This is a genomic window from Lihuaxuella thermophila (genome assembly GCF_900110165.1).
Taxonomy (GTDB): domain Bacteria; phylum Bacillota; class Bacilli; order Thermoactinomycetales; family Thermoactinomycetaceae; genus Lihuaxuella; species Lihuaxuella thermophila.
Genome location: NZ_FOCQ01000016.1, coordinates 26,294 through 46,352, shown reverse-complemented (window position 1 = coordinate 46,352; position 20,059 = coordinate 26,294). Strand labels below are relative to the sequence as shown.

18 protein-coding genes and 2 tRNA genes are annotated in these 20,059 nt (G+C 51.0%); 19 read left to right on the top strand and 1 reads right to left on the bottom strand.

What is annotated here, in order from left to right; translation table 11 throughout:
* Positions 1-79 precede the first annotated feature (79 nt).
* From spoVT to BMW55_RS15975, 7 genes are all read left to right on the top strand, one after another.
* Positions 80-622 carry a stage V sporulation protein T gene (gene spoVT / locus BMW55_RS16005; RefSeq protein ID WP_089971781.1) on the top strand — a complete coding sequence of 181 codons (543 nt, stop codon included), beginning with the start codon at positions 80-82 and terminating at the stop codon, positions 620-622.
* Positions 623-711: 89 nt separating this feature from the next.
* Positions 712-2,325, top strand: a complete 1,614-nt coding sequence (locus tag BMW55_RS16000) for a putative polysaccharide biosynthesis protein (RefSeq protein WP_089971776.1) — start codon at positions 712-714, stop codon at positions 2,323-2,325.
* 13 nt (positions 2,326-2,338) lie between these two features.
* Complete coding sequence (yabN, locus tag BMW55_RS15995) at positions 2,339-3,796, top strand: bifunctional methyltransferase/pyrophosphohydrolase YabN (protein ID WP_089971772.1); 1,458 nt, start codon at positions 2,339-2,341, stop codon at positions 3,794-3,796.
* Positions 3,797-3,901: 105 nt separating this feature from the next.
* Complete coding sequence (locus tag BMW55_RS15990; RefSeq protein ID WP_089971769.1) at positions 3,902-4,192, top strand: RNA-binding S4 domain-containing protein; 291 nt, start codon at positions 3,902-3,904, stop codon at positions 4,190-4,192.
* 52 nt (positions 4,193-4,244) lie between these two features.
* Positions 4,245-4,514, top strand: coding sequence for a sporulation protein YabP (gene yabP / locus BMW55_RS15985; protein WP_089971894.1), 270 nt, complete (start codon positions 4,245-4,247; stop codon positions 4,512-4,514).
* Complete coding sequence (gene yabQ, locus BMW55_RS15980) at positions 4,511-5,080, top strand: spore cortex biosynthesis protein YabQ (protein ID WP_089971765.1); 570 nt, start codon at positions 4,511-4,513, stop codon at positions 5,078-5,080. Before yabP ends, yabQ begins: the two co-directional genes overlap by 4 nt.
* Positions 5,081-5,086: 6 nt before the next feature.
* Positions 5,087-5,470, top strand: coding sequence for an FtsB family cell division protein (locus tag BMW55_RS15975; RefSeq protein WP_089971761.1), 384 nt, complete (start codon positions 5,087-5,089; stop codon positions 5,468-5,470).
* Positions 5,471-5,674: 204 nt separating this feature from the next.
* Here BMW55_RS15975 and BMW55_RS15970 read toward each other — a convergent pair whose 3' ends face one another.
* The gene (locus BMW55_RS15970; protein WP_139179523.1) at positions 5,675-6,046 is read right to left on the bottom strand and encodes a hypothetical protein; all 372 of its coding nucleotides are present in this window, start codon (positions 6,044-6,046) and stop codon (positions 5,675-5,677) included.
* Between the two features lie 329 nt (positions 6,047-6,375).
* Between BMW55_RS15970 and BMW55_RS15960 the strand changes: the two genes are divergently transcribed.
* From BMW55_RS15960 to pabA, 12 genes are all read left to right on the top strand, one after another.
* On the top strand, positions 6,376-7,668 hold the full coding sequence (locus tag BMW55_RS15960) for an exo-beta-N-acetylmuramidase NamZ family protein (protein WP_244527599.1): 1,293 nt from the start codon (positions 6,376-6,378) through the stop codon (positions 7,666-7,668).
* 81 nt (positions 7,669-7,749) lie between these two features.
* Positions 7,750-7,825: transfer RNA gene (locus BMW55_RS15955), tRNA-Met, on the top strand.
* A gap of 9 nt (positions 7,826-7,834) precedes the next feature.
* Positions 7,835-7,911: transfer RNA gene (locus BMW55_RS15950), tRNA-Met, on the top strand.
* Positions 7,912-8,038: 127 nt separating this feature from the next.
* Positions 8,039-8,524 carry a ribonuclease FAU-1 family protein gene (locus BMW55_RS15945; protein WP_170839978.1) on the top strand — a complete coding sequence of 162 codons (486 nt, stop codon included), beginning with the start codon at positions 8,039-8,041 and terminating at the stop codon, positions 8,522-8,524.
* A gap of 342 nt (positions 8,525-8,866) precedes the next feature.
* Positions 8,867-11,335 (top strand): stage II sporulation protein E, encoded by a 2,469-nt coding sequence (gene spoIIE, locus BMW55_RS15940; RefSeq protein WP_139179522.1) that lies wholly within the window; start codon positions 8,867-8,869, stop codon positions 11,333-11,335.
* A gap of 86 nt (positions 11,336-11,421) precedes the next feature.
* Positions 11,422-12,849, top strand: a complete 1,428-nt coding sequence (gene tilS, locus BMW55_RS15935; RefSeq protein ID WP_089971740.1) for a tRNA lysidine(34) synthetase TilS — start codon at positions 11,422-11,424, stop codon at positions 12,847-12,849.
* A gap of 60 nt (positions 12,850-12,909) precedes the next feature.
* Complete coding sequence (gene hpt / locus BMW55_RS15930; RefSeq protein ID WP_089971737.1) at positions 12,910-13,449, top strand: hypoxanthine phosphoribosyltransferase; 540 nt, start codon at positions 12,910-12,912, stop codon at positions 13,447-13,449.
* Between the two features lie 68 nt (positions 13,450-13,517).
* The gene (ftsH, locus tag BMW55_RS15925) at positions 13,518-15,542 is read left to right on the top strand and encodes an ATP-dependent zinc metalloprotease FtsH (protein ID WP_089971735.1); all 2,025 of its coding nucleotides are present in this window, start codon (positions 13,518-13,520) and stop codon (positions 15,540-15,542) included.
* 202 nt (positions 15,543-15,744) lie between these two features.
* Complete coding sequence (locus BMW55_RS15920) at positions 15,745-16,530, top strand: type III pantothenate kinase (protein WP_089971732.1); 786 nt, start codon at positions 15,745-15,747, stop codon at positions 16,528-16,530.
* Positions 16,531-17,341: 811 nt separating this feature from the next.
* Positions 17,342-18,220 carry an Hsp33 family molecular chaperone HslO gene (gene hslO / locus BMW55_RS15905; RefSeq protein WP_089971721.1) on the top strand — a complete coding sequence of 293 codons (879 nt, stop codon included), beginning with the start codon at positions 17,342-17,344 and terminating at the stop codon, positions 18,218-18,220.
* A 119-nt stretch (positions 18,221-18,339) separates the two neighbouring features.
* Positions 18,340-19,269, top strand: a complete 930-nt coding sequence (gene cysK, locus BMW55_RS15900; protein ID WP_089971719.1) for a cysteine synthase A — start codon at positions 18,340-18,342, stop codon at positions 19,267-19,269.
* Positions 19,270-19,412: 143 nt separating this feature from the next.
* Entirely contained in the window at positions 19,413-19,982 is a 570-nt protein-coding gene (gene pabA, locus BMW55_RS15895) for an aminodeoxychorismate/anthranilate synthase component II (RefSeq protein ID WP_089971715.1), read from the top strand.
* The last annotated feature ends 77 nt before the right edge of the window (positions 19,983-20,059 follow it).

Here is a 20,059-nt window from a genome sequence, read left to right as displayed (position 1 = left end):
AGAACAATACTATGGGCGTTAGGACATAAGCATTTGGGCCTGATAGAAAATTTTTTACGAAAGCGAGGCAGTACTCTGTATGAAAGCAACCGGCATTGTGCGTCGGATCGACGATCTCGGACGTGTGGTAATACCAAAAGAAATTCGCCGGACGCTTCGCATCCGGGAGGGAGATCCGCTAGAGATCTTCGTCGATCGCGATGGAGAAGTCATCTTAAAAAAGTATTCGCCTATCGGCGAGTTAGGGGATTTTGCCCAAGAATATGCAGAAGCGCTTTATGAGAACCTGCAACACATCACGTTAATTTGTGACCGGGATGGAGTGATTGCGGTTGCGGGAGCCTCAAAAAAGGAATATTTGGATAAGCCGATCGGTGAACTGGTTGAAAATTGTATGGACGGGCGGCGAACTCTTGTCGAAACAGCTCCGGGCACAGCGGAAATCATTAAGGGAGCCCCTGAGGAATATCAATCGTATGTGGTTGTTCCGATTATCGCCGGAGGGGATCCGATTGGGGCAGTGATCGTTCTATCCAAAAATGAAGGAGTCAAAATGGGCGAGACAGAGACGAAGCTTGCCAGCACAGCAGCCTCATTTCTCGGCAAACAAATGGAGCAATAAAGGAAGCAGGTGAAGCACCTGCTTTTTCTTTTCGCGCGTCCAATCCTCTAGTATAATGGAAGGCAATGTGGTGTTGAAAGGAGAAGACCATGGCTCAGGTTAGGCAGTCCTTTGTCAAAGGCGCGGCAATCCTGGGACTGGCCGCATTGCTTTCCAAGATCCTGGGAGCCGCTTATCGGATTCCTTATCAAAATATTACCGGCAATGAAGGGATGTATGTTTACCAGCAAGTATATCCTTTATATAGTGCTCTCTTAATCCTGGCAACTGCCGGTTTCCCGACCGCTGTGTCCAAATTGGTCTCGGAAAAGTTGGCGGAAGGGGATGCGGATGGCGCGAAAAGAATTTTTCGGGTGGCGTCGGTCACTCTTTTTGCTACCGGTTGTCTGTTCTTTTTGCTGCTGTTCTTCGGTGCGGGACAAGTGGCCGAGTGGATGGGCAGCCGTCCATTGCTCACATTGCCGATTCAAACGGTTTCTTTTGCTTTATTGATCGTTCCGTTTACAGCAGCTTTGCGGGGTTATTTTCAAGGGCATCAAAATATGGTGCCGACTGCCGTTTCACAAGTGATCGAGCAGACGGTCCGCGTAACCACGATTTTGGCCTTGTCCTTCTATTTTATCGAGATGGGTTACGGGATTGTCTATGCCGGAGCCGGAGCGGTTTTCGGCGCTTTTACGGGAGCGGTCGCTTCTTTGATCGTCTTGCTCATCTACCTGAGGAAAAATCAGCCGCTGGCCGGACGAACCGCCTTCCGGCAGACGGAACGGGAGCCGACCCGCCAAATGATTGCCGGCATCCTTGCCTTATCGCTTCCGATCTGCATCGGGTCCTTGGTCCTTCCTCTCTATTCATTGGTCGATTCGTTTACCGTGGGCAATCTGCTCGTTTGGAACGGATGGACGAACGACGCGGCGATTGAGGCCAAAGGAATTTACGACCGGGGGCAGCCACTGATTCAGTTTGCTTCCTTCTTCGCTACCGCCATCTCTTTGTCCATCGTTCCCGCGATCGCCGAAACGCAAAAGAATTTTCGGGAAGCAGGTGAACGTGCTTCACTCGCCCTGCGTTTGACCTGGATGTTCGGGCTGCCCGCCTCTCTTGGCCTGGCGGTCATCGCTGTCCCGGCCAATGTGATGTTGTTTGAAGACGCCGCAGGTTCGGATGCCCTGGCTATTCTCGCCATGACCACCGTTTTTTCCACCCTCGGCATTACCTCCTCCGGCATTTTGCAAGGGTTGGGAAAGGTTTATCTGCCGGCAAGAAACTTATTCATCGGCGTAGCGGTTAAGTTGCTGCTCAACCTGTGGTTGATTCCCGTGTGGGACATCCGGGGGGCAGCCGTCAGTACCGTTGCCGCTTATGCAGTCGCAACCCTGCTCAATTTACATGCGTTGCGATCGCTGCTGGCATACTCAAAGGACAATGGAAGAATCGCCGGAAAATCGTTGTTGGCAGCCGGATGGATGGCTATGGTTACTTTTCTCATGATGACAGCCGTTCAGATGGCCGTATCCGATTTGTTGCCATACCGGCTGGCCATGGCGGTCACTTCATTGGTGTCCGTGGTGACGGGTGCCTTGGTTTATTTCCGGTCTCTTTTCCGCTTCGGACTCCTCAGCCGTTCCGACCTGGAAAAAGTGCCGAAGTTGAAGAAGAAATTGTTGCCGATTTTGGATAAATGGCGTTTACTACGCTCGTAGAGGTGGGAAACACATGAGAGGAAAAATCATTGTGGCCGGACTCGGGTTCGGGGATGAACAGGCCTTGCCTTTGGGAACCCTCATGCTTTTTGAGGAGAGTAAACATGTTTGGCTCCGGACGGAAAAGCATCCCGTCGTCCGCTGGCTCAAACAAAAAGGAATTCACTTTCAGACCTTTGACTCTGTCTACGAAGCGCATGACGATTTTCCTTCGGTGTACCGCGAAATCGCGGATCGGCTGCTGTCCATGGCCGAACACTCTTCCCCGGTGGTGTATGCGGTTCCGGGCCATCCGATGGTGGCGGAAAAAGCCGTGCAAATCCTTCGGAATGAAGGGCCCGGACGGGGAATCGAAGTCGAAGTTCGGGGAGGCGGCAGTTTTCTTGATGCAGCCTTTGCGCGGCTGGGAATTGACCCGATCGAAGGATTCCAGCTGGCCGACGGGAATGACCTGCATCCTTCGCGGATCGACCCGCGCATCCATCTGTTGGTGGGGCAAGTGTATGACCGTTTCATCGCCTCCGACGTCAAACTGTCTCTGATGGAGGTTTATCCGGATGACCACCCGGTCCGGATTGCAACGGCTCTTGGCGTGAAAGGACTGGAAAGAATCGAGACTGTTCCGCTCTTTCAATTGGACCGGGCGGATCATTTTACCGATCTGACCTCCGTTTACGTCCCCCCTGTCCAAAGTGAGACAGCCTTATACCGGCGCTTTGATTTTCTCGCTCAAGTGATCGAACATCTGCGGAGTCCGGAGGGTTGCCCCTGGGATCGAAAACAAACCCATGAGAGCCTGCGACCGTATTTAATTGAGGAAGCTTACGAGTTTTTGGATGCGGTCGCCGACCAAGATGAAGAGGCGATGGCTGACGAGCTGGGAGACGTATTGCTGCAGGTAATGTTGCACGCGCAAATCGCCAAAGAGAGAGGGACCTTTGATATTTACGAAGTGATCCATCGTCTTTCGGACAAGATGATTCGGCGGCATCCCCATGTGTTCGGCGGGCAGACAGCAGAAACGGCTGACGATGTCAAACGGAAATGGGAAGAGATCAAAAAAGAGGAGCGGGGCGGGCAAGAAGAACAATCGTTGTTGGATCGGATTCCGGAACATTTGCCGGCGCTGCTCAAATCGTATGAACAGCAGAAGAAAGCGGCCAAAGCGGGTTTTGACTGGGAGACCAAAGAAGACGTGCTGGAGAAAGTGCACGAGGAGTTAAAGGAGCTGTTTGAAGCCGAAACGCCGGAAGAGCGGGAAGAAGAATTTGGAGATCTGTTGTTCGTCCTGGGATCGCTTGCCCGCTTCATGGGCATCCACCCGGAGCTGGCTCTCTTGGGCGCCTGTCGCAAGTTTGACCGCCGTTTCCGTTATATAGAAAAACAAGCGAAAGCCCATGGGAAGCCATTGGAGGAATTGTCCATGGAACAGATGGATGCCTGGTGGAACGAAGCCAAACTGGCCGAGTGACCCGACAAACAGATTCCTTTGTCAGCCTTATTGGATGAAGGCAGGATTTTCAGCGGACATCCAGAATGTTTACCTGGACTGACAAAAGGAGGAAAGGAGGAAATCATGAGGCTGGACAAGTTTTTGAAATTGTCGAGGCTGGTGAAACGCCGTACGCTGGCGAAAGAAATTTGTGATCAGGGAAGAGTGATGGTCAACGGCAAAGTGGCGAAAGCGGGGACCGATGTTGGGGTCGGTGATGAACTGACCATCCGCTTTGGCCATAAACAAGTGACTGCACGCATCGAAAAACTTCAGGAATCGGTGAAAAAAGAAGAAGCGGCCAGCCTGTTTACCATTTTGAAAGAGGAACAAGTGCAGGAAGAGGAGAACGAGTCCTTAAGTTCTAATTTCTGACCTTTGTCCATATCATGTACCAAGAGAGGAGGTACATGCTGTGGTCGAGGAAATGAGTCAGCATGAGATTGTGATGACCAACCGGAACACCATGGAAGTGACCGGAGTGGTCAGTGTGGAGAGCTTTGACAGTGAAGAGTTTTTGCTCCAAACCGAATACGGGTATCTAGGAATCCGCGGACAGGACTTACATATAAAAAACCTGGACTTAGAACAGGGACGTGTCTCCATTGAAGGTCAACTGATGGACATCAGTTATCTGGATGTCCACATGCCCCGGGGGGAAAAAACCAAGAGTTTGTTGGGCAGGTTATTTAAGTGACTTTTCATACGCAATGGATGACCATGGCCGTTATGCTCAGCTCAGGAGTCATGATCGGGGTGATTCTGGATACCTATCGTGTATTAAAAGCGCGCTTTCGCCTGAGAGGCTGGACGGTTTCACTCGTTGACTTTCTCTATTGGACGGTTTCGGCGGCTCTCGTTTTCAGCTTGCTCATGTGGAGTAACTGGGGAGAACTCCGCTTCTACATCTTTGTCGCAGTATGTATGGGGTTGTTTCTCTATTTGAGTTGGCTGAGCAGGCCGGTGAGCCGCTGCATTCGCTGTCTCGTCCAATGGATTGAACAGGTCTTACGCTGGTTGGTGTTAGCCCTGCATACGCTCATCTGGGTTCCCCTCGTTTACCTGTGGCTGCTCTTGAAGAAGGTGCTCCATGTCCTCTGGAGATTGCTGCTCGTTTTAGGGAAAGTTGCCCTCAAAGTCTTGACCCCGCTTGAATGGATGACACGCCCGCTCAGAAATTTCTTCAGCCCTTATTTCGCAAAGATTCAGCGGATTTATGGAAAAATGAAGACATGGTGGACAAAGAAAAAGAGAAAAGGGTGAAAAAACATGCCTTCCCGTCGTCCTATGGACAATATTCTCGCTTTTAGCCATACCGGGAATCCTCACCGTTCTTCGGAAACGGAAAAGAAAGCGCGTCAAACCAGGCACAAACTTCATCCCGCTGTTCGCCGCCGCCGATTGATTTGGCTGGGAACCATGATTGTGATCATCAGCTGGTCACTCATAGAGTTGATCATCCAGCAGGGACGGATCTGGGAAAAAGAAGAACAGTTGGCGGCCAAAAAGAAAGAATTGCAGGCTGTGCAAGCGGAAACCCAGACGCTCAAAGATGAAATTAAAAAGCTGGGAAATGAAGATTATCTCCTTGAACTTGCTCATAAACTGGGCTACAGCAAACCGGGTGAAGAGATTTATGAAATTAGGCCCTGAGTCACCGGAGCGTATGACTTTCACACTAAACATGCATGTCTTTTTGCACAACCTGGAGATGAATGTGGATCTGTTTTAATCACGCTCCGAAATCTTTTTGCGACTCCGTTCCGATGCAGTGGCAGAGTCACTCGTCGCAAAAAAGATTTCTCCGCTGGTTCTGCTCATGGAGTTTGTAAAGAATACAGTCCATGATAGCTTGACTCAACCTCTGGGATGAAAGCCCGCTCCGGAAAATGTTTTCCGTCTTCGCTCCGATGCGTGGCAGAGTCGCTCCGCCGGAAAACAAATTCCTCCGCTCATTCGTGTCAATCTTGCACAGAAAACATCTGACTGGTTGATATAATCAAGGGATGAGATGCAAAATCGTGCAGGGAGGCCGTGATTGGACGAAGTGCCTTTGAGGCCGAATCCAGCGGAGGTCCCGAACGGAGGGAGGAAGCGGATCACCTGTTTGAGCGACAGCGAGTTTGATCCGCGCCCGTAGTGGGGGACCGGAGCGGCCAGTTTTACCTTCTTCGCCGGCCTCAAGAGCACGGAGACCAACATGGCCGACCGCCCCGGAAGCACAACCACAGAAACACTCTTAAAACTGCACACTTCCACAGAAAAAAATCGATTCCGGCTGCTGAACACCACGGGAATAAAAGTGGATTTTTTTGCCCCGCTCGAAAATCGCTTTCCGACCCCGCTTCGATGCATGAGAAAGTCGCTTCACTGGAAAACAAACTTCTCCGTTCAGTCGGACTGTTACACTTACAGAAAAAAGTCCGCCTTCTTCCTCTTCACAGACCAGGGGTCTCCTTTTTTGCAGGAATATGGAGCGGAGGACCGAATGTAGTTAATGGGGAATCCTGAACCAACAAGGGAAATGTACACCCGAAAATACAAGGGGGACAGTCGGCGTGAAGCGAAAACCGTGGATGGTTATAACCCTTTCTTTTCTGATTGCTTTTAGTTGTTTGGCCGGCTATCATTTTGTAAGCGGCAAAACCGAACGTCCTCAACCGAAAAAAAGAGGCGTGGTGACCGGTTTGGAAGTGCTTCTGGATAACCCGGATCTGCTGAAGGGGAAACGGGTTGGATTGATCACCAATCCGACGGGAATCACCCGCGAGTATCAACATGCGCTGGACGCGATGTTGGAGCGGGGAATCCGTGTGACGAAAGTTTTCGGCCCCGAACACGGGGTGAGGGGAACCGAGCAGGCTGGGGATATTCCCGGCACGCTGATCGACCCCAAAACCGGCTTGCCTCTCGTCAATCTCTATGGCAAAAAGCCGGCTGACATGGTTCCTCTTTTTCAAGACGTAGATGTCCTCGTTTTTGATATTCAAGATGTGGGAACCCGCTTCTATACATATATCTATACGATGGCTTATGCCATGGAAGCGGCGGCCGTCGCGGACAGGCCCTTCATCGTCCTGGACCGCCCCAACCCCATTGGCGGTGAGAAGGTTGAAGGACCTGTGCTGGATGAAAAATTCAGTTCGTTTGTAGGTCTCTTTCCGATTCCCCTGAGACATGGAATGACTGCCGGCGAATTGGCAACAATGTTTAATGAAGAGTTTTTCCCGAAAATGGGCAAAAAGAAAGCCGAACTGCAAGTCATCAAGATGAAAGGCTGGGTTCGCCACCAGCGGTTTTCGGAAACCGGTTTACCCTGGGTTTTGCCTTCCCCCAATATGCCGACACCGGATACCGCCATGGTGTACCCGGGAACGGGTTTGATTGAAGCGACCAACTTGTCGGAGGGCAGGGGAACGACTCGGCCGTTCGAACTGATCGGAGCTCCTTACATCGAGGGGTGGAAGCTGGCGGAAGAATTGAACAAAGCCGGTCTTCCCGGAGTCTCCTTTCGTGAAGCCTATTTCACTCCCACCTTCTCCAAATACAAAGATCAAGCGGTGGGCGGAATCCAGGTGCATGTGGAAGATCCGGATGCGTTCGATCCGATCCTGACAGGACTTATGATCATTGAAAAAACAAAAAAACTGTATCCTGCTCAGTTCGCATGGCGGGAATCCCGGGAACCGTACTGGATGGATAAATTAACCGGAACCGATCAAGTGCGGAAACGGATTGACCAGGGGATTCCGGCAGCGGAAATCGTCCGGGAATGGTCGCGAGAACTGAATAAATTCAAGGATTTGCGCGAGAAATATCTCCTCTATCCATCACGGGGAATTTCCCGATAAAAAATTTTTATTTTAACCTTGACATCGCTGCGGACGGTATATATAATAGAATTTGTTCGCAGCGATGCAAATAAGAAATGACGCGGGGTGGAGCAGTTGGTAGCTCGTCGGGCTCATAACCCGAAGGTCGCAGGTTCAAGTCCTGCCCCCGCAACCAAACATTTGTGGCGGCGTAGCTCAGCTGGCTAGAGCGTACGGTTCATACCCGTAAGGTCGGGGGTTCGAGGCCCTCCGCCGCTACCAAACTTCAGAGAGGAGAAGGCGAATGAAAGCTCTCAACGGGAGAGCGGATAATCGCCTTTTTTTTATGGATTTCCTCTGAGGAATCGGTCCGCACTGCCAAGTTACCGGGGAATGTGGGAGTGGTTGTGTGAATGTCGTCATCAAAAAAATTAAATTTACAACAATAAATAAAACCTATACCGAATTGGTACGGGATTGGCGTGGACGACACTGCTTCGCTACCCAGTATGCAAACCCCGATGGAAAGAGGATTTTTCTAACTTATTACTTTGTCCGGAAAGGGTACACGATCTCCAAGGTATTTGGCCGGACCGGGGAATTCCTCTACTACTACTGCGATGTCATGGATATGCATCAGATTGGGCGCTTGCGCTATGTCATGGTGGACCTCTTGCTGGATCTGATTATTTATCCGGACGGAAGGTATCATCTGATCGATGTGGATGAGTTTGCCGATGCTGTTGAAAAGGGACAGCTGAAGCGAAGGCAACTCGTACACGCCCTTCGCACGCTGGACCAGATGATCCGCCTGCAAACGGAACGCAAGCTGATTCCGTCGTTTATTCAAGAGGCCAAAATGTACCCGCTCCCCGACCATCTTCCCAAAAAATAAGATTTTGATGGATTTCTTCAGAGCTTCCGACAGGACCAGCCGAGGCAACAGGAAAACTGCGCGTGAAATGACTTGTATTCAGAAGTTTTGTCGAGTCCGTTTGGTTTCCGATGAAATGCGACAAATACAGACGGTTTATTCTAGCCCCCAAATCGAAACAGGGGGCTTATTTGTTTGCCCTTCACCCGGATCGGAAGGCTTTGCTTTGATCATCTTCATTGGAAGAAAACGGATCTTAAAAATCTGTCGGAAATTTTTTTTGCTGTTTCAGCCATTCTGACAAACTTTCCGTTTCCGCCCCGCTATAATGGGTGGCACAAAACCGTAGAGGGGTGGGTATTCATGCAAATCAGTGCTCAAAAAATGAAACAGGTGTTCATTCGTCCGATCGGAAAGTGGACGGGATGGGATGGAAAGCGTCAAAAACGTTTTCTGAACCGCCTGAGCCGGATGTGGAATGTTCCCGTGTTGGTGTTCGCCTTCCTGCTCGGCAGGGCGACGATTCTCGATTCCGTCTCCCCGTTTGCGGTCGCTTATCTGGCTGTCATCTTCTATCTGGCGAGAAAACAGTGGCCGTTGGTGTTCTCCTCTTTAATCGCCGGCGCCGCTACGTTGGATCTGATGCATGCGGCAAAAATTTCGGGATTTCTTGCCCTCTTTATGGTCATTCAAAAGGTGGTAAGCTGGACCGGGAAAGGACAGATCAATTACGCCCCTTTTGTCGTAGGGAGCAGCAGCGCCGCGGGCCACCTGATTTACTTGTGGACCGAAGGCTGGCCCCAGTACAAGGGACTTTTAGCCGGTGTGGACGTGTTGCTCAGTTTTATTCTCACTTTTATCTTTGTTCATTCGCTGCCCATTTTTACGGTCAAGAAAAGGCGTATTTCATTAAGGCATGAAGAAGTCGTCTGCCTGGTTATTCTCATCGGCTCCGTCATGACCGGGATGATGGATTGGAAGATTGGGGATTTATCTGTGGTTCATATCTTTTCCCGTTATCTCATATTGACACTCGCACTGGTCGGGGGAGCCATGCTGGGATCCTCCATGGGGGTGGTAACCGGGTTGATCTTGAGCTTGTCCGACACCAAAGCCATGCTTCAGATCAGCTTGCTGGCTTTTGCCGGACTCCTTGCCGGCCTGTTTAAAGAAGGGCGCCGTCTGGGTGTCGCCATTGGATTCATGCTGGGTTCGGCGATCCTCACCCTCTACGACGGAGGAACGCCGGCGATGTGGATGTCACTCCAAGAATCTTTGATCGCCATTCTTTTCTTTATGATGACACCGGATCGGATCTTTAAGGCCGTCAGCCGGTTTGTTCCCGGAACACTGGAAAATCAGACTGCCCACCAGGATTACATCCGGCGCCTCCGGGATGTAACCGCCGCGAAAGTGGAACACTTTATGGAGCTGTTTCAGGAGCTGGCCTTCAGCTTTAGAGAAGATTCCGTCAAAAAAAGGAGGGAAGATGAAAGCCAAATCCATCTGTTTGTTTCCGAAGTGATGAACCGGAGTTGCATCGGCTGTGCGAGGTATCAACATTGCTGGGAAGAAAATGTGATGAAAACCTACCAGGGGATGACCGACCTGATGGCTCTGGTGGAAACAGAGGGAACGACCTCCGCTGTCGCCGTTCCCCCTTCCTGGGAAAGCCACTGCATTCGGGGAGAAAAAGTGCTTCGCACGATCCAGGAACAGTACACTTCTTATGAGCAGAGCATCTTCTGGATGGAAAAAATGAAAGAGTCTCGCCGGCTCGTTTCGGATCAATTGGCAGGCATGGCCGAAGTGATGGCGAAGTTGGCCCGCGAAATCCGTCATGAAACCCAAGTATTGTCCGCCCAGGAGGAGCAAATTCATGAGGCGTTGGAAGAACTGGGTCTGACCATTGGCCGGGTGGACATCATCAATCTGGAGGAAGGGAAAGTAGAAATTGAAGTGGTGATGCCTCATCGGGACGCATTGGACGAATGCAAAAAGCTGGTGGCGCCGATGCTGACGGAAATCTTGGGAGAACCGATCTCCGTTTACCGCAAAGTGGTGAAGGACGGGTCGCCCGGAGCGGTGATCACCCTTGGCTCGGCACAACGGTACGAGCTGAAGACGGGCGCGGCCACCGCAGCCAAAGGTGGGGGATTTGTTTCGGGAGACAGCTATTGTTACATGAATCTGGGTACGGGCAAATATGCGGTTGCCCTGAGCGATGGGATGGGGAACGGGCTGAGGGCGCAGGAAGAGAGCAGTGCCGCCCTGAAGCTGCTCAGGCGACTGTTGCACGCGGGCATGGATGAAGATCGTGCCGTGGATATGGTCAACTCCATTCTCAGCCTGCGCTCCACGGATGAGATATTTGCCACCATTGATCTGGCGATGGTCGATCTGAATACGGCACAGGGCAGGTTTATGAAAATCGGCTCCACTCCCGGCTTTATTAAGCGCGGAAAAGAAGTGATCATGTTGTCGGCTTCCAACCCGCCCATCGGCATTCTGAATGAAATAGAAATTGAGCCTGTCGAGATGAAGCTTGAACCCGGGGATCTGATCATCATGGTTACGGACGGCATCTATGATGCCCCCCGCCATGCGGCAAATAAGGAGGCTTATATGAGCCGGATGATTGCGGAAATTGATACCAAAGATCCGCAAGATTTTGCTGACTGCCTCCTGGAAAGAGTGGTTCGCGATCATGGCGGCCAAATTGAGGACGATATGACGGTGGTTGTCTCCAAAGTGGAACGTCATGTGCCTGAATGGTCGACGATTCGCTTGCCCGGAGTCAGCCGTTTAGAGCGTTCCGAAGCGATCGTGTGAAAAAACGGTTTGCTTCTTGAGTCTAAAAGGAATAAGATGTATGCAGAACAAGGATATGTCTTGATTTTTTGAAGGGAAGGACATCAGTGTTTCTCGATCAGCTCAAGAAAGAGATCGAACAACACCAAATGATCAGGCGGGGGGAGAAGGTTCTCGTCGGCGTATCGGGAGGACCGGATTCGCTCGCCTTATTGCACGGGCTCCGCTCTCTGGGTTCCGAGTACGGGTGGAGCCTTTTTGTCATTCATGTCAATCACGGTCTGCGGGGAAAAGAGAGTGAGGAAGATGCCCGCTTTGTCAAAGAGTGTTGTGAAAAATGGCAAATTCCCTGCCGGATCGAAACGGTGGACGTAAATAGCGTTTTAAGAAGAGAAGGAGGGAACAAACAGGCGATTGCCAGAAAATTACGCTACAGGGCGTTCCGAAAAGCCGCGGAAAGCTGGAGAGCAGATAAGCTGGCTCTGGCCCACCACGCAGATGACCAGGTGGAAACCATCTTGATGCGCATCATCCGGGGAACAGGCGTCGGAGGCCTGAGAGGAATGGAAAAGATCAGAAGATGGCACGGTATCGACCTGATCCGGCCGCTCCTTTCCATTTCCCGCGAAATGATCGAAAGTTACTGCGGGGAGCAGGGATTAAACCCGCGATTGGACAAGAGCAATCTTTCGCCTGCCTATACCCGCAACCGGGTGCGCTTAGAATTGCTTCCGCTACTCTCCACTTATAATCCACGGGTGAAAGAGGCCATATTACAGTTAAGCGAAATCATCCGTGAAGAAGAAAAAGTATGGGAGGAGATGGTCACAGAAGCCTGCCGGCGTGTGGTGAAACAGGAGTCAACAACCTCTTTCACGCTTGATCTTTCAAGTTTTCTTCACTTCTCTGTCGCTTTACAAAGAAGGATAGTTAAACTAATATTAAGTTGTCTTTTGAAACAGGGAACCAATGAGGCGACGCTTACATCCATCGAACAGGTAAGACAAGTTGCAGCGCACCCCAACCCTTCGGCGGAAGTCGATTTGCCCGGCGGGGTGAAGGCAGAGCGCCAATACCATCTGCTCACCCTTACGCTGAAGGAAATCGGGTCACAAGAGAATCAACCTATTGCACCGATCCCTCTTTCTGTTCCCGGCATGACTTCCCTGCCCGGTTTTATGGGTAAAATAGAAGTAATCGTGTCCGGTGCGCCGCTTGATTCCATAAAGCCTTGCCGTGATTTTGCGGTTTTTGACGCGTGCCAAATTGATGAACCCGTCATGGTTCGTTCCCGGAAGCAGGGCGACCGGATGACCTGCTTTGGGATGGCCGGAACCAAAAAGTTAAAAGACTTGTTCATAGAAGCAAAGATACCGAGACAAGTCCGGGACTCATACCCCATTGTGACTGCAGGGGAACATATTTTGTGGGTTCCGGGAATCAGGCGGTCAAAGTTGGCCATGATCACCCCGCGCACGAAACAGTTCCTCTATATGCTGTGGCATGACGGGGAGGAAGAAGACGCGTTTTCCTGATTGGCCCGCCGCCCGAGTTCCGTTCAGCATCGGATCAACGAGCCTTATAGGAGGATTCCAATGCATCAAGATATGAAGGAGATCCTGATTTCCGAAGCGGAAATCGCCGAAAAAGTGACTGAACTGGGTCAGATGATTTCCCGGGATTATAAAGACCTGAATCCATTGTGCATCTGTGTGTTAAAGGGAGCCGTTCCGTTTATGGCCGATCTCATCCGCAAAATGGAGATTCCGGTTGAAGTGGATTTTATGGCGGTGTCCAGCTACGGCAGCTCCACAAAATCATCGGGTGTGGTCCGGATTCTGAAGGATTTGGAGGCATCCGTTGAAGGCCGGCACGTACTTGTCGTCGAAGATATTATCGATTCGGGACTTACTCTCAGCTATCTGATCGCCATGTTGAAGGGCAGAAAAGCAGCATCCGTCAAGGTGGCCACTTTGCTCGATAAACCGGCTCGCCGCACCGTTGACTTAAAGCCGGATTACTGCGGGTTTGAGATTCCGGATGAATTTGTGGTAGGGTATGGACTGGATTACGCCGAAAAGTATAGAAACCTCCCCTATATCGGAGTGCTAAAGGAAGAGGTTTACAGTTCATAGTTTGGTCTATTGTGGGGCAAACATTGACTGTGATACAATGAAAAAAGTGGACTGAGAGGAGGCCAGGGATGAAAAACTTCTTCCTCAGGAACGGAGTACTATATATTATCCTGATCCTTGTAACCATCGGGGTTGTGAATATGATCGCAAACCCGACAACAGATACGGTACCTTTAAGCTATGATCAATACAGGCAAAAACTTCTGAATAAAGAGCTGGATAATATTACCATTCAGCCTGAAGCCGGTACATACCATATTGAAGGTAAGATCAAAGCTGAGGGAAAAGCGTTTGTGACGCGTGCGCCGGATGTACCCGGTGTGACTCAGGACCTGGAAAAAGCCGGTGTAAAAATCACTGTTGAAAAAGCCAAAGGCGATTCCGTCTGGCTGACCTTTTTTACATCGATCATTCCCTTTGTCATCATCCTCCTTCTTTTCTTTTTCTTGCTCAACCAAGCCCAGGGTGGCGGCAGCCGGGTGATGAATTTCGGGAAGAGCAAAGCGAAGCTCTATAATGAAGAGAAAAAGCGGGTTACGTTTGAGGATGTGGCCGGGGCGGATGAAGAGAAGGCAGAGCTGGTCGAAATCGTTGATTTCTTGAAAGACAACCGCCGGTATACGGCAATGGGAGCGCGTGTTCCCAAAGGGGTTCTGCTGGTGGGTCCGCCGGGGACAGGTAAAACCCTGCTCGCCCGGGCGGTCGCCGGTGAAGCGAAAGTACCGTTCTTTTCGATCAGCGGTTCGGATTTTGTTGAGATGTTTGTCGGTGTTGGTGCGTCCCGCGTGCGTGACCTGTTTGAGCAAGCCAAGAAAAATGCCCCCTGTATCATTTTTATCGATGAGATTGACGCGGTAGGACGTCAGCGGGGAGCGGGTCTTGGCGGAGGTCATGATGAGCGGGAGCAAACGTTGAACCAATTGCTCGTGGAGATGGACGGTTTTGATGCCAATGCCGGAATCATCATTATGGCGGCGACCAACCGGCCGGATATTCTGGATCCTGCCCTGTTGCGTCCCGGACGATTTGACCGTCAGATTTTGGTAAACCGTCCCGATGTCAAAGGGCGCGAAGCTGTGCTCAAAGTGCATGCGCGCAACAAACCGCTCGCGGATAATGTCAAGCTGAGCGTGATTGCCCAGAGGACGACCGGTTTTTCCGGAGCCGACCTGGAAAACCTGCTCAACGAAGCAGCCCTCCTGGCAGCTCGCGGCAATAAGAAAAAAATCACCATGGAAGAGATCGATGAAGCGATTGACCGCGTCATTGCCGGTCCGGCGAAGAAAAGCCGCGTCATCAGCGAGAAAGAACGCAAAATCGTGGCTTACCATGAAGCCGGTCACGTCATTTGCGGTTATTACGTGGAAAATGCGGATGTCGTGCACAAGGTGACCATCGTTCCCCGCGGTCAAGCGGGCGGCTACGCGATGATGTTGCCGAGGGAAGACCGTTACCTCGCTACCAAGGGCGAACTGTTGGATCGCGTAACAGGTCTCTTAGGCGGGCGCGTGGCAGAGGAGATCGTCTTTGGTGAAGTGAGCACAGGCGCAAGCAACGATTTTGAAAGAGCGACCAGTATTGTTCGCGCGATGATTACCGAATACGGGATGAGCGATAAATTGGGCACCATGCAGTACGGTCGCCCGCAAGGCCAAGTGTTCCTTGGGCGTGATTTAGGTCTTGAGCAAAATTACAGCGACAAAATCGCGTATGAAATTGATATGGAGATGCAGGAGCTGATCCGCAGTTGCTACAACCGCGCGAAAAACCTGCTCCTGCAGCACCGCGATAAGCTAGAACTCCTGGCGCAAACGCTTCTGGTACGCGAAACGCTGGACGAAGATCAAATCAAGCAGCTGCTGGAAACCGGTAAAATCGCCGATAACCCGGACGATGTGAAAGTCAATATTCAGGGGAAAGAAGAAAAAGCGAGAACGGAACAATCCCACACTCCTGACGGGAAAGATGAGGCGAAATTTATCAACGGTGCCGGGAACGATCCGGATGCCGGACGGAAACAGGATTCGTATTCTCCGAGTGATTATACGAAGGAAGATCCCAAAAAAGAAGATGAAGATAAACCGATTCAATAAACATGCCATCAGCCCGGGTTTGGATCGTATGATCCGATGCCCGGTTTTTTTCTGTTGAAAGTATGCGTTGGGGAATTGGGAGTTAAGCTATCTCCGATGGATAAGCCTGAAAAGTACGGCTAAAAATGTTTTCCTGCTTGTACTCTTTCATCCTGGTTGCTATCATGGATTTGACCATTCGTAAAAAGCAGGTGGGACCGTCATGAATCAGGAACAAAAGCTTCTCTTGGTGATGGATGTTGGGAACACCAACATCGTGTTGGGTTTATATAAAAAGGACGAATTGATCTATCATTGGCGTTTGCAGACCGACCGCAACGCAACTGAAGATGAGTACGGAATGATTTTAAAAAATCTGTTGTTCCATGTTGGAATTGAACTGAGTGACATTAAAGGGGTCATCATTTCTTCGGTCGTTCCTCCGCTGACGTTTGCACTCAGAAAATTGAGCGAAAAGTATTTGGACCAAACACCGCTGGTTCTGGGTCCGGGCGTCAAAACAGGCTTAAACATCAAGTACGACAACCCGCGTGAGGTGGGAGCCGACCGGATCGCCAATGCCGTTGCCGCCATTGAACTGTATGGAGCTCCCGTCATCATTGTCGACTTCGGTACGGCGACCACCTTCTGTTTTATTGATGAAGAGGCCAATTATATCGGCGGGGCGATTACTCCGGGGGTAAATATTTCTGCCGAAGCGCTCTACCAGCGGACCGCTAAACTGACCCGCGTGGAGATTGTAAAACCGGGAAGCGTTGTGGGCAGAAACACGGTCGAAGCGGTGCAAGCCGGCATTTATTATGGCTATGTCGGAGTGGTGGACGGCATCGTTACCCGCATGAAAAAGATGTTGTCCAAACGGCCCAAAGTAGTGGCGACAGGGGGATTGGCGCAACTGATTTGCAAGGACGCCGTGACCATCGATGAAGTAAACCCTCTGCTCACCCTGGAAGGTTTGAAAATCATCTACGAGCGCAACCAAAGGTAGAATCGAAATCGGTCATGGCAGCTTTGTCACAATCACAGAAATAATTTTAAGCAGCACATGTTCACAAAACGGACATGAATGTTGAACCTAAACCAGGAATGAAGGCGGGTCTGTTTGAAGGCGCTCCGAAATCTTTTTTACGACTCCGTTTTGATGCAGTGGCAGAGTCACTCGTCGCAAAAAAGATTTCTCCGCTGGTTCTGCTTTTGGAGTTTGCAAAGAATGCAGACCATGACAGTTTGATACAACCGTGGATGAGAGCCCGCTGCGGAAATTGTTTTCCGTCTTCGCTCCGATGCAGTGGCAGAGTCGCTCCGCCGGAAAACAATTTCCTCCGCTCATTCGTGTCGATCTTGCTAAGAAAAGGGACTGACTTGATACAACCTAGAGACGTAAGGCAAAAACTTGCAGGGAGGCCGTGATTGGGCGAAGTGCCTTTGAGACCGTACCCAGCGGAGGCCCCGAGCGGAGGGAGGAAGCGGGTCACGTGTTTGAGCGGCAGCGAGTTTGACCCGCGTCCGTAGCGAAAGGGCCGGAGCGGCCAGTATTTACTTCTTCGCCGGCCTCAAGAGCACGGAGACCAACACGGCCGACCGCCCCGGAAGCACAATCAAAGAAACACGCTTACTACTCAGCATACTTTCACGGAAAACGATCATGACACAAACCGGAAATGAAAGTGGATTTGTTTTAAACCCGCGATCCCACCAAAAGGAAATTCCTATCATGAAGGAGTTTCCTTTTTGTATGAGGGAATGATGAAAAGAGAAGCGTTGTTTCATGTATGTTGTTGTAAGGAGGAAAAAACAGGATGAGTGATTACACGGTTCGCGCGATCTCCCCGGATGGAGAAGTGAGAGGCTTTGCGGCCCTGACCAAAGAGTTGGTTCAAGAATTGCAGAGAAGACACCAGACGCTGCCTGTCGCCAGTGCCGCTTTAGGGCGGACTGCAACGATGGGCGCGATTATGGGGTGTATGTTAAAAGCGGAGAAAGACCAGGTGACCATTCAGGTTGAAGGTGACGGTCCGCTTGGCAGGATGATGGTGGACGCGAATGGAAAAGGAGAAGTCCGGGGTTATGTAGACAACCCCGCGGTTCTGCTTCCGTTAAACCAAGCGGGGAAATTGGACGTGGCGGCTGCTGTCGGAAAAGGATCCATCTATATTCTCAAGGATTTGGGGTTAAAGGAGCCTTACCGGGGAACTTCTCCCATTATCTCCGGGGAACTGGCGGAAGATTTCACGTATTATTTTACGGCATCGGAACAGATCCCATCTTCGGTAGGTCTCGGGGTACTGGTGAACCGGGATCAGATCCTCGCTGCAGGGGGGTATTTGATACAGGTGATGCCCGGTGCCACGGAGGAAACAATCAGCCGCTTGGAACAAAAAATCTCCACACTCGCTTCCGTCACCGATTTTTTCCATGGCGGAGGAACACCGGAAGATTTGCTGATCCACCTGATGGGGGAAGACACCCGGATTCTGGAACGCCAACCGGTCACCTTTGCGTGCAAATGTTCCAGAGAGAGAACGGAAGCGATGCTAAAGAGTTTGGGCAGTGATGAACTGCGCTCCATCCTGGAGGAGCAGAACCAGGCGGAGGTTCTTTGCCATTTCTGCAATGAAAAATATGTATTTGACCGTTCCCGGCTTGAGGAAATGATCGCAGAGCTCGGCCATGCCTGATGGCAAGCGCGCAAATACAAGCCCATTTTTAAAGAAAATTGATTGACAATTCCTTTTCTTCATTGTTAAGATTAAGTCAATAAATCCTACATTGTTACTCGGAATAGGAGGACATTAGAATGCGCGTAGCCAACAATATCCTTGAACTAATCGGTCAAACTCCAATAGTGAAACTGAATCGCATCGTCGGGAAAGCGGATGCGGATGTTTATTTGAAATTGGAATGGTTCAACCCGGGCGGCAGTGTTAAGGACCGGATCGCACTCTCCATGATTGAGGAAGCTGAGAAGCGGGGGGAACTGAAGCCCGGGGCCACCATTTTGGAACCCACCAGCGGAAACACAGGGATCGGCTTAGCCATGGTAGCGGCTGCAAAAGGCTACCGCGCGATTTTGGTCATGCCGGATACGATGAGCATGGAACGTCGCAATTTGCTCCGGGCTTACGGAGCGGAGCTGGTATTGACTCCGGGTGCGGAAGGAATGAAGGGAGCCATCGCCAAAGCGGAAGAAATCGCCCGCCAAAATCCGGATTACTTCCTTCCCCAACAGTTTAAGAACCCGGATAACGTGAAAGTCCACCTGGAAACCACCGCTGTGGAAGTGGTTGAACAAATGGGCGGTGACCTGGATGCGTTCGTGTCGGGCATCGGTACAGGCGGTACGATTACTGGTGTAGGAACCGTTCTGAAGGAAAAATACCCGCATGTTCACATCGTTGCCGTTGAACCGGCTGCTTCTCCCGTTTTATCCGGAGGAAACCCCGGACCGCATAAAATCCAGGGAATTGGAGCCGGATTTGTTCCGGACATTTTGAATACCGAAGTCTATGATGAAGTGTTGACCGTGGAAAACGAGGAAGCCTTTGAATGGGCCCGTCGTCTGGCGCGCGAGGAAGGAATTCTGGGCGGAATCTCGACAGGGGCTGCTGTCGCTGCTGCCATGAAAGTGGCCCGCCGTCTGGGAGAAGGCAAAAAAGTGCTCGCTGTATCGCCGAGTAACGGTGAAAGATACCTGACCACTCCGCTCTTTCAGTTTGAACAGAACTAATCGGTCAATTGGATAATCAACGCTCCGGAAAGCTATCCTTATCTTAAGGGTAGCTTTTCTTGATGATGAAGATTGCCATTTCATATGTTAAAATAATGAAGTTAGCAGAGTGTAGATAAGGCGAGAAGAGGGGAGAAGAGATCATGATCTTGATGATCGACAACTACGATTCTTTTACGTACAACCTGGTCCAGTATTTGGGCGAATTGGGTGAACAACTCACAGTAGCGCGAAACGATGAGATGACCATCGAGGAGATAGAAAGGATGCGCCCGGAATATCTCGTGATTTCCCCGGGCCCCGGGACACCGGATGACGCGGGCATATGCCTGTCCGTGGTCGATCATTTTGCCGGAAAGATCCCCATGCTGGGGGTCTGCCTGGGACATCAGACCATTGCCCGGGCATTTGGCGGGAATGTAGTCCGGGCCGAGCGTTTGATGCACGGAAAAACCTCACCCGTCTACCATGATGGCCGGTCGATCTTTGGCGGCATTCCTTCTCCGTTTACGGCCACGCGTTACCATTCCCTGATCGTTGAAAGAGAGTCGCTCCCGGCATGCTTCATGATCAGTGCGGAGACGGCCGAAGGGGAGATCATGGCCATCCGCCACCGGACGCTTCCGATCGAGGGAGTTCAATTTCACCCGGAATCCATTATGAGTGAACACGGCAAGCAATTACTCGCTAATTTTATCAACACCTACGCTTAATCACTCCCCATGTGTCCATGCAGGGGATTCCCGGGTCATCCGTCTGTCAGGAAGTTGACCAAGCTCCCCTGGGTTCC

Coding starts and splice junctions, on each gene's coding strand:
- spoVT (WP_089971781.1), top strand. CDS start 80: ATGAAAGCAACCGGCATTGTGCGTCGGATCGACGATCTCGGACGTGTG.
- BMW55_RS16000 (WP_089971776.1), top strand. CDS start 712: ATGGCTCAGGTTAGGCAGTCCTTTGTCAAAGGCGCGGCAATCCTGGGA.
- yabN (WP_089971772.1), top strand. CDS start 2,339: ATGAGAGGAAAAATCATTGTGGCCGGACTCGGGTTCGGGGATGAACAG.
- BMW55_RS15990 (WP_089971769.1), top strand. CDS start 3,902: ATGAGGCTGGACAAGTTTTTGAAATTGTCGAGGCTGGTGAAACGCCGT.
- yabP (WP_089971894.1), top strand. CDS start 4,245: ATGAGTCAGCATGAGATTGTGATGACCAACCGGAACACCATGGAAGTG.
- BMW55_RS15975 (WP_089971761.1), top strand. CDS start 5,087: ATGCCTTCCCGTCGTCCTATGGACAATATTCTCGCTTTTAGCCATACC.
- spoIIE (WP_139179522.1), top strand. CDS start 8,867: ATGCAAATCAGTGCTCAAAAAATGAAACAGGTGTTCATTCGTCCGATC.
- hpt (WP_089971737.1), top strand. CDS start 12,910: ATGCATCAAGATATGAAGGAGATCCTGATTTCCGAAGCGGAAATCGCC.
- ftsH (WP_089971735.1), top strand. CDS start 13,518: ATGAAAAACTTCTTCCTCAGGAACGGAGTACTATATATTATCCTGATC.
- BMW55_RS15920 (WP_089971732.1), top strand. CDS start 15,745: ATGAATCAGGAACAAAAGCTTCTCTTGGTGATGGATGTTGGGAACACC.
- hslO (WP_089971721.1), top strand. CDS start 17,342: ATGAGTGATTACACGGTTCGCGCGATCTCCCCGGATGGAGAAGTGAGA.
- cysK (WP_089971719.1), top strand. CDS start 18,340: ATGCGCGTAGCCAACAATATCCTTGAACTAATCGGTCAAACTCCAATA.
- pabA (WP_089971715.1), top strand. CDS start 19,413: ATGATCTTGATGATCGACAACTACGATTCTTTTACGTACAACCTGGTC.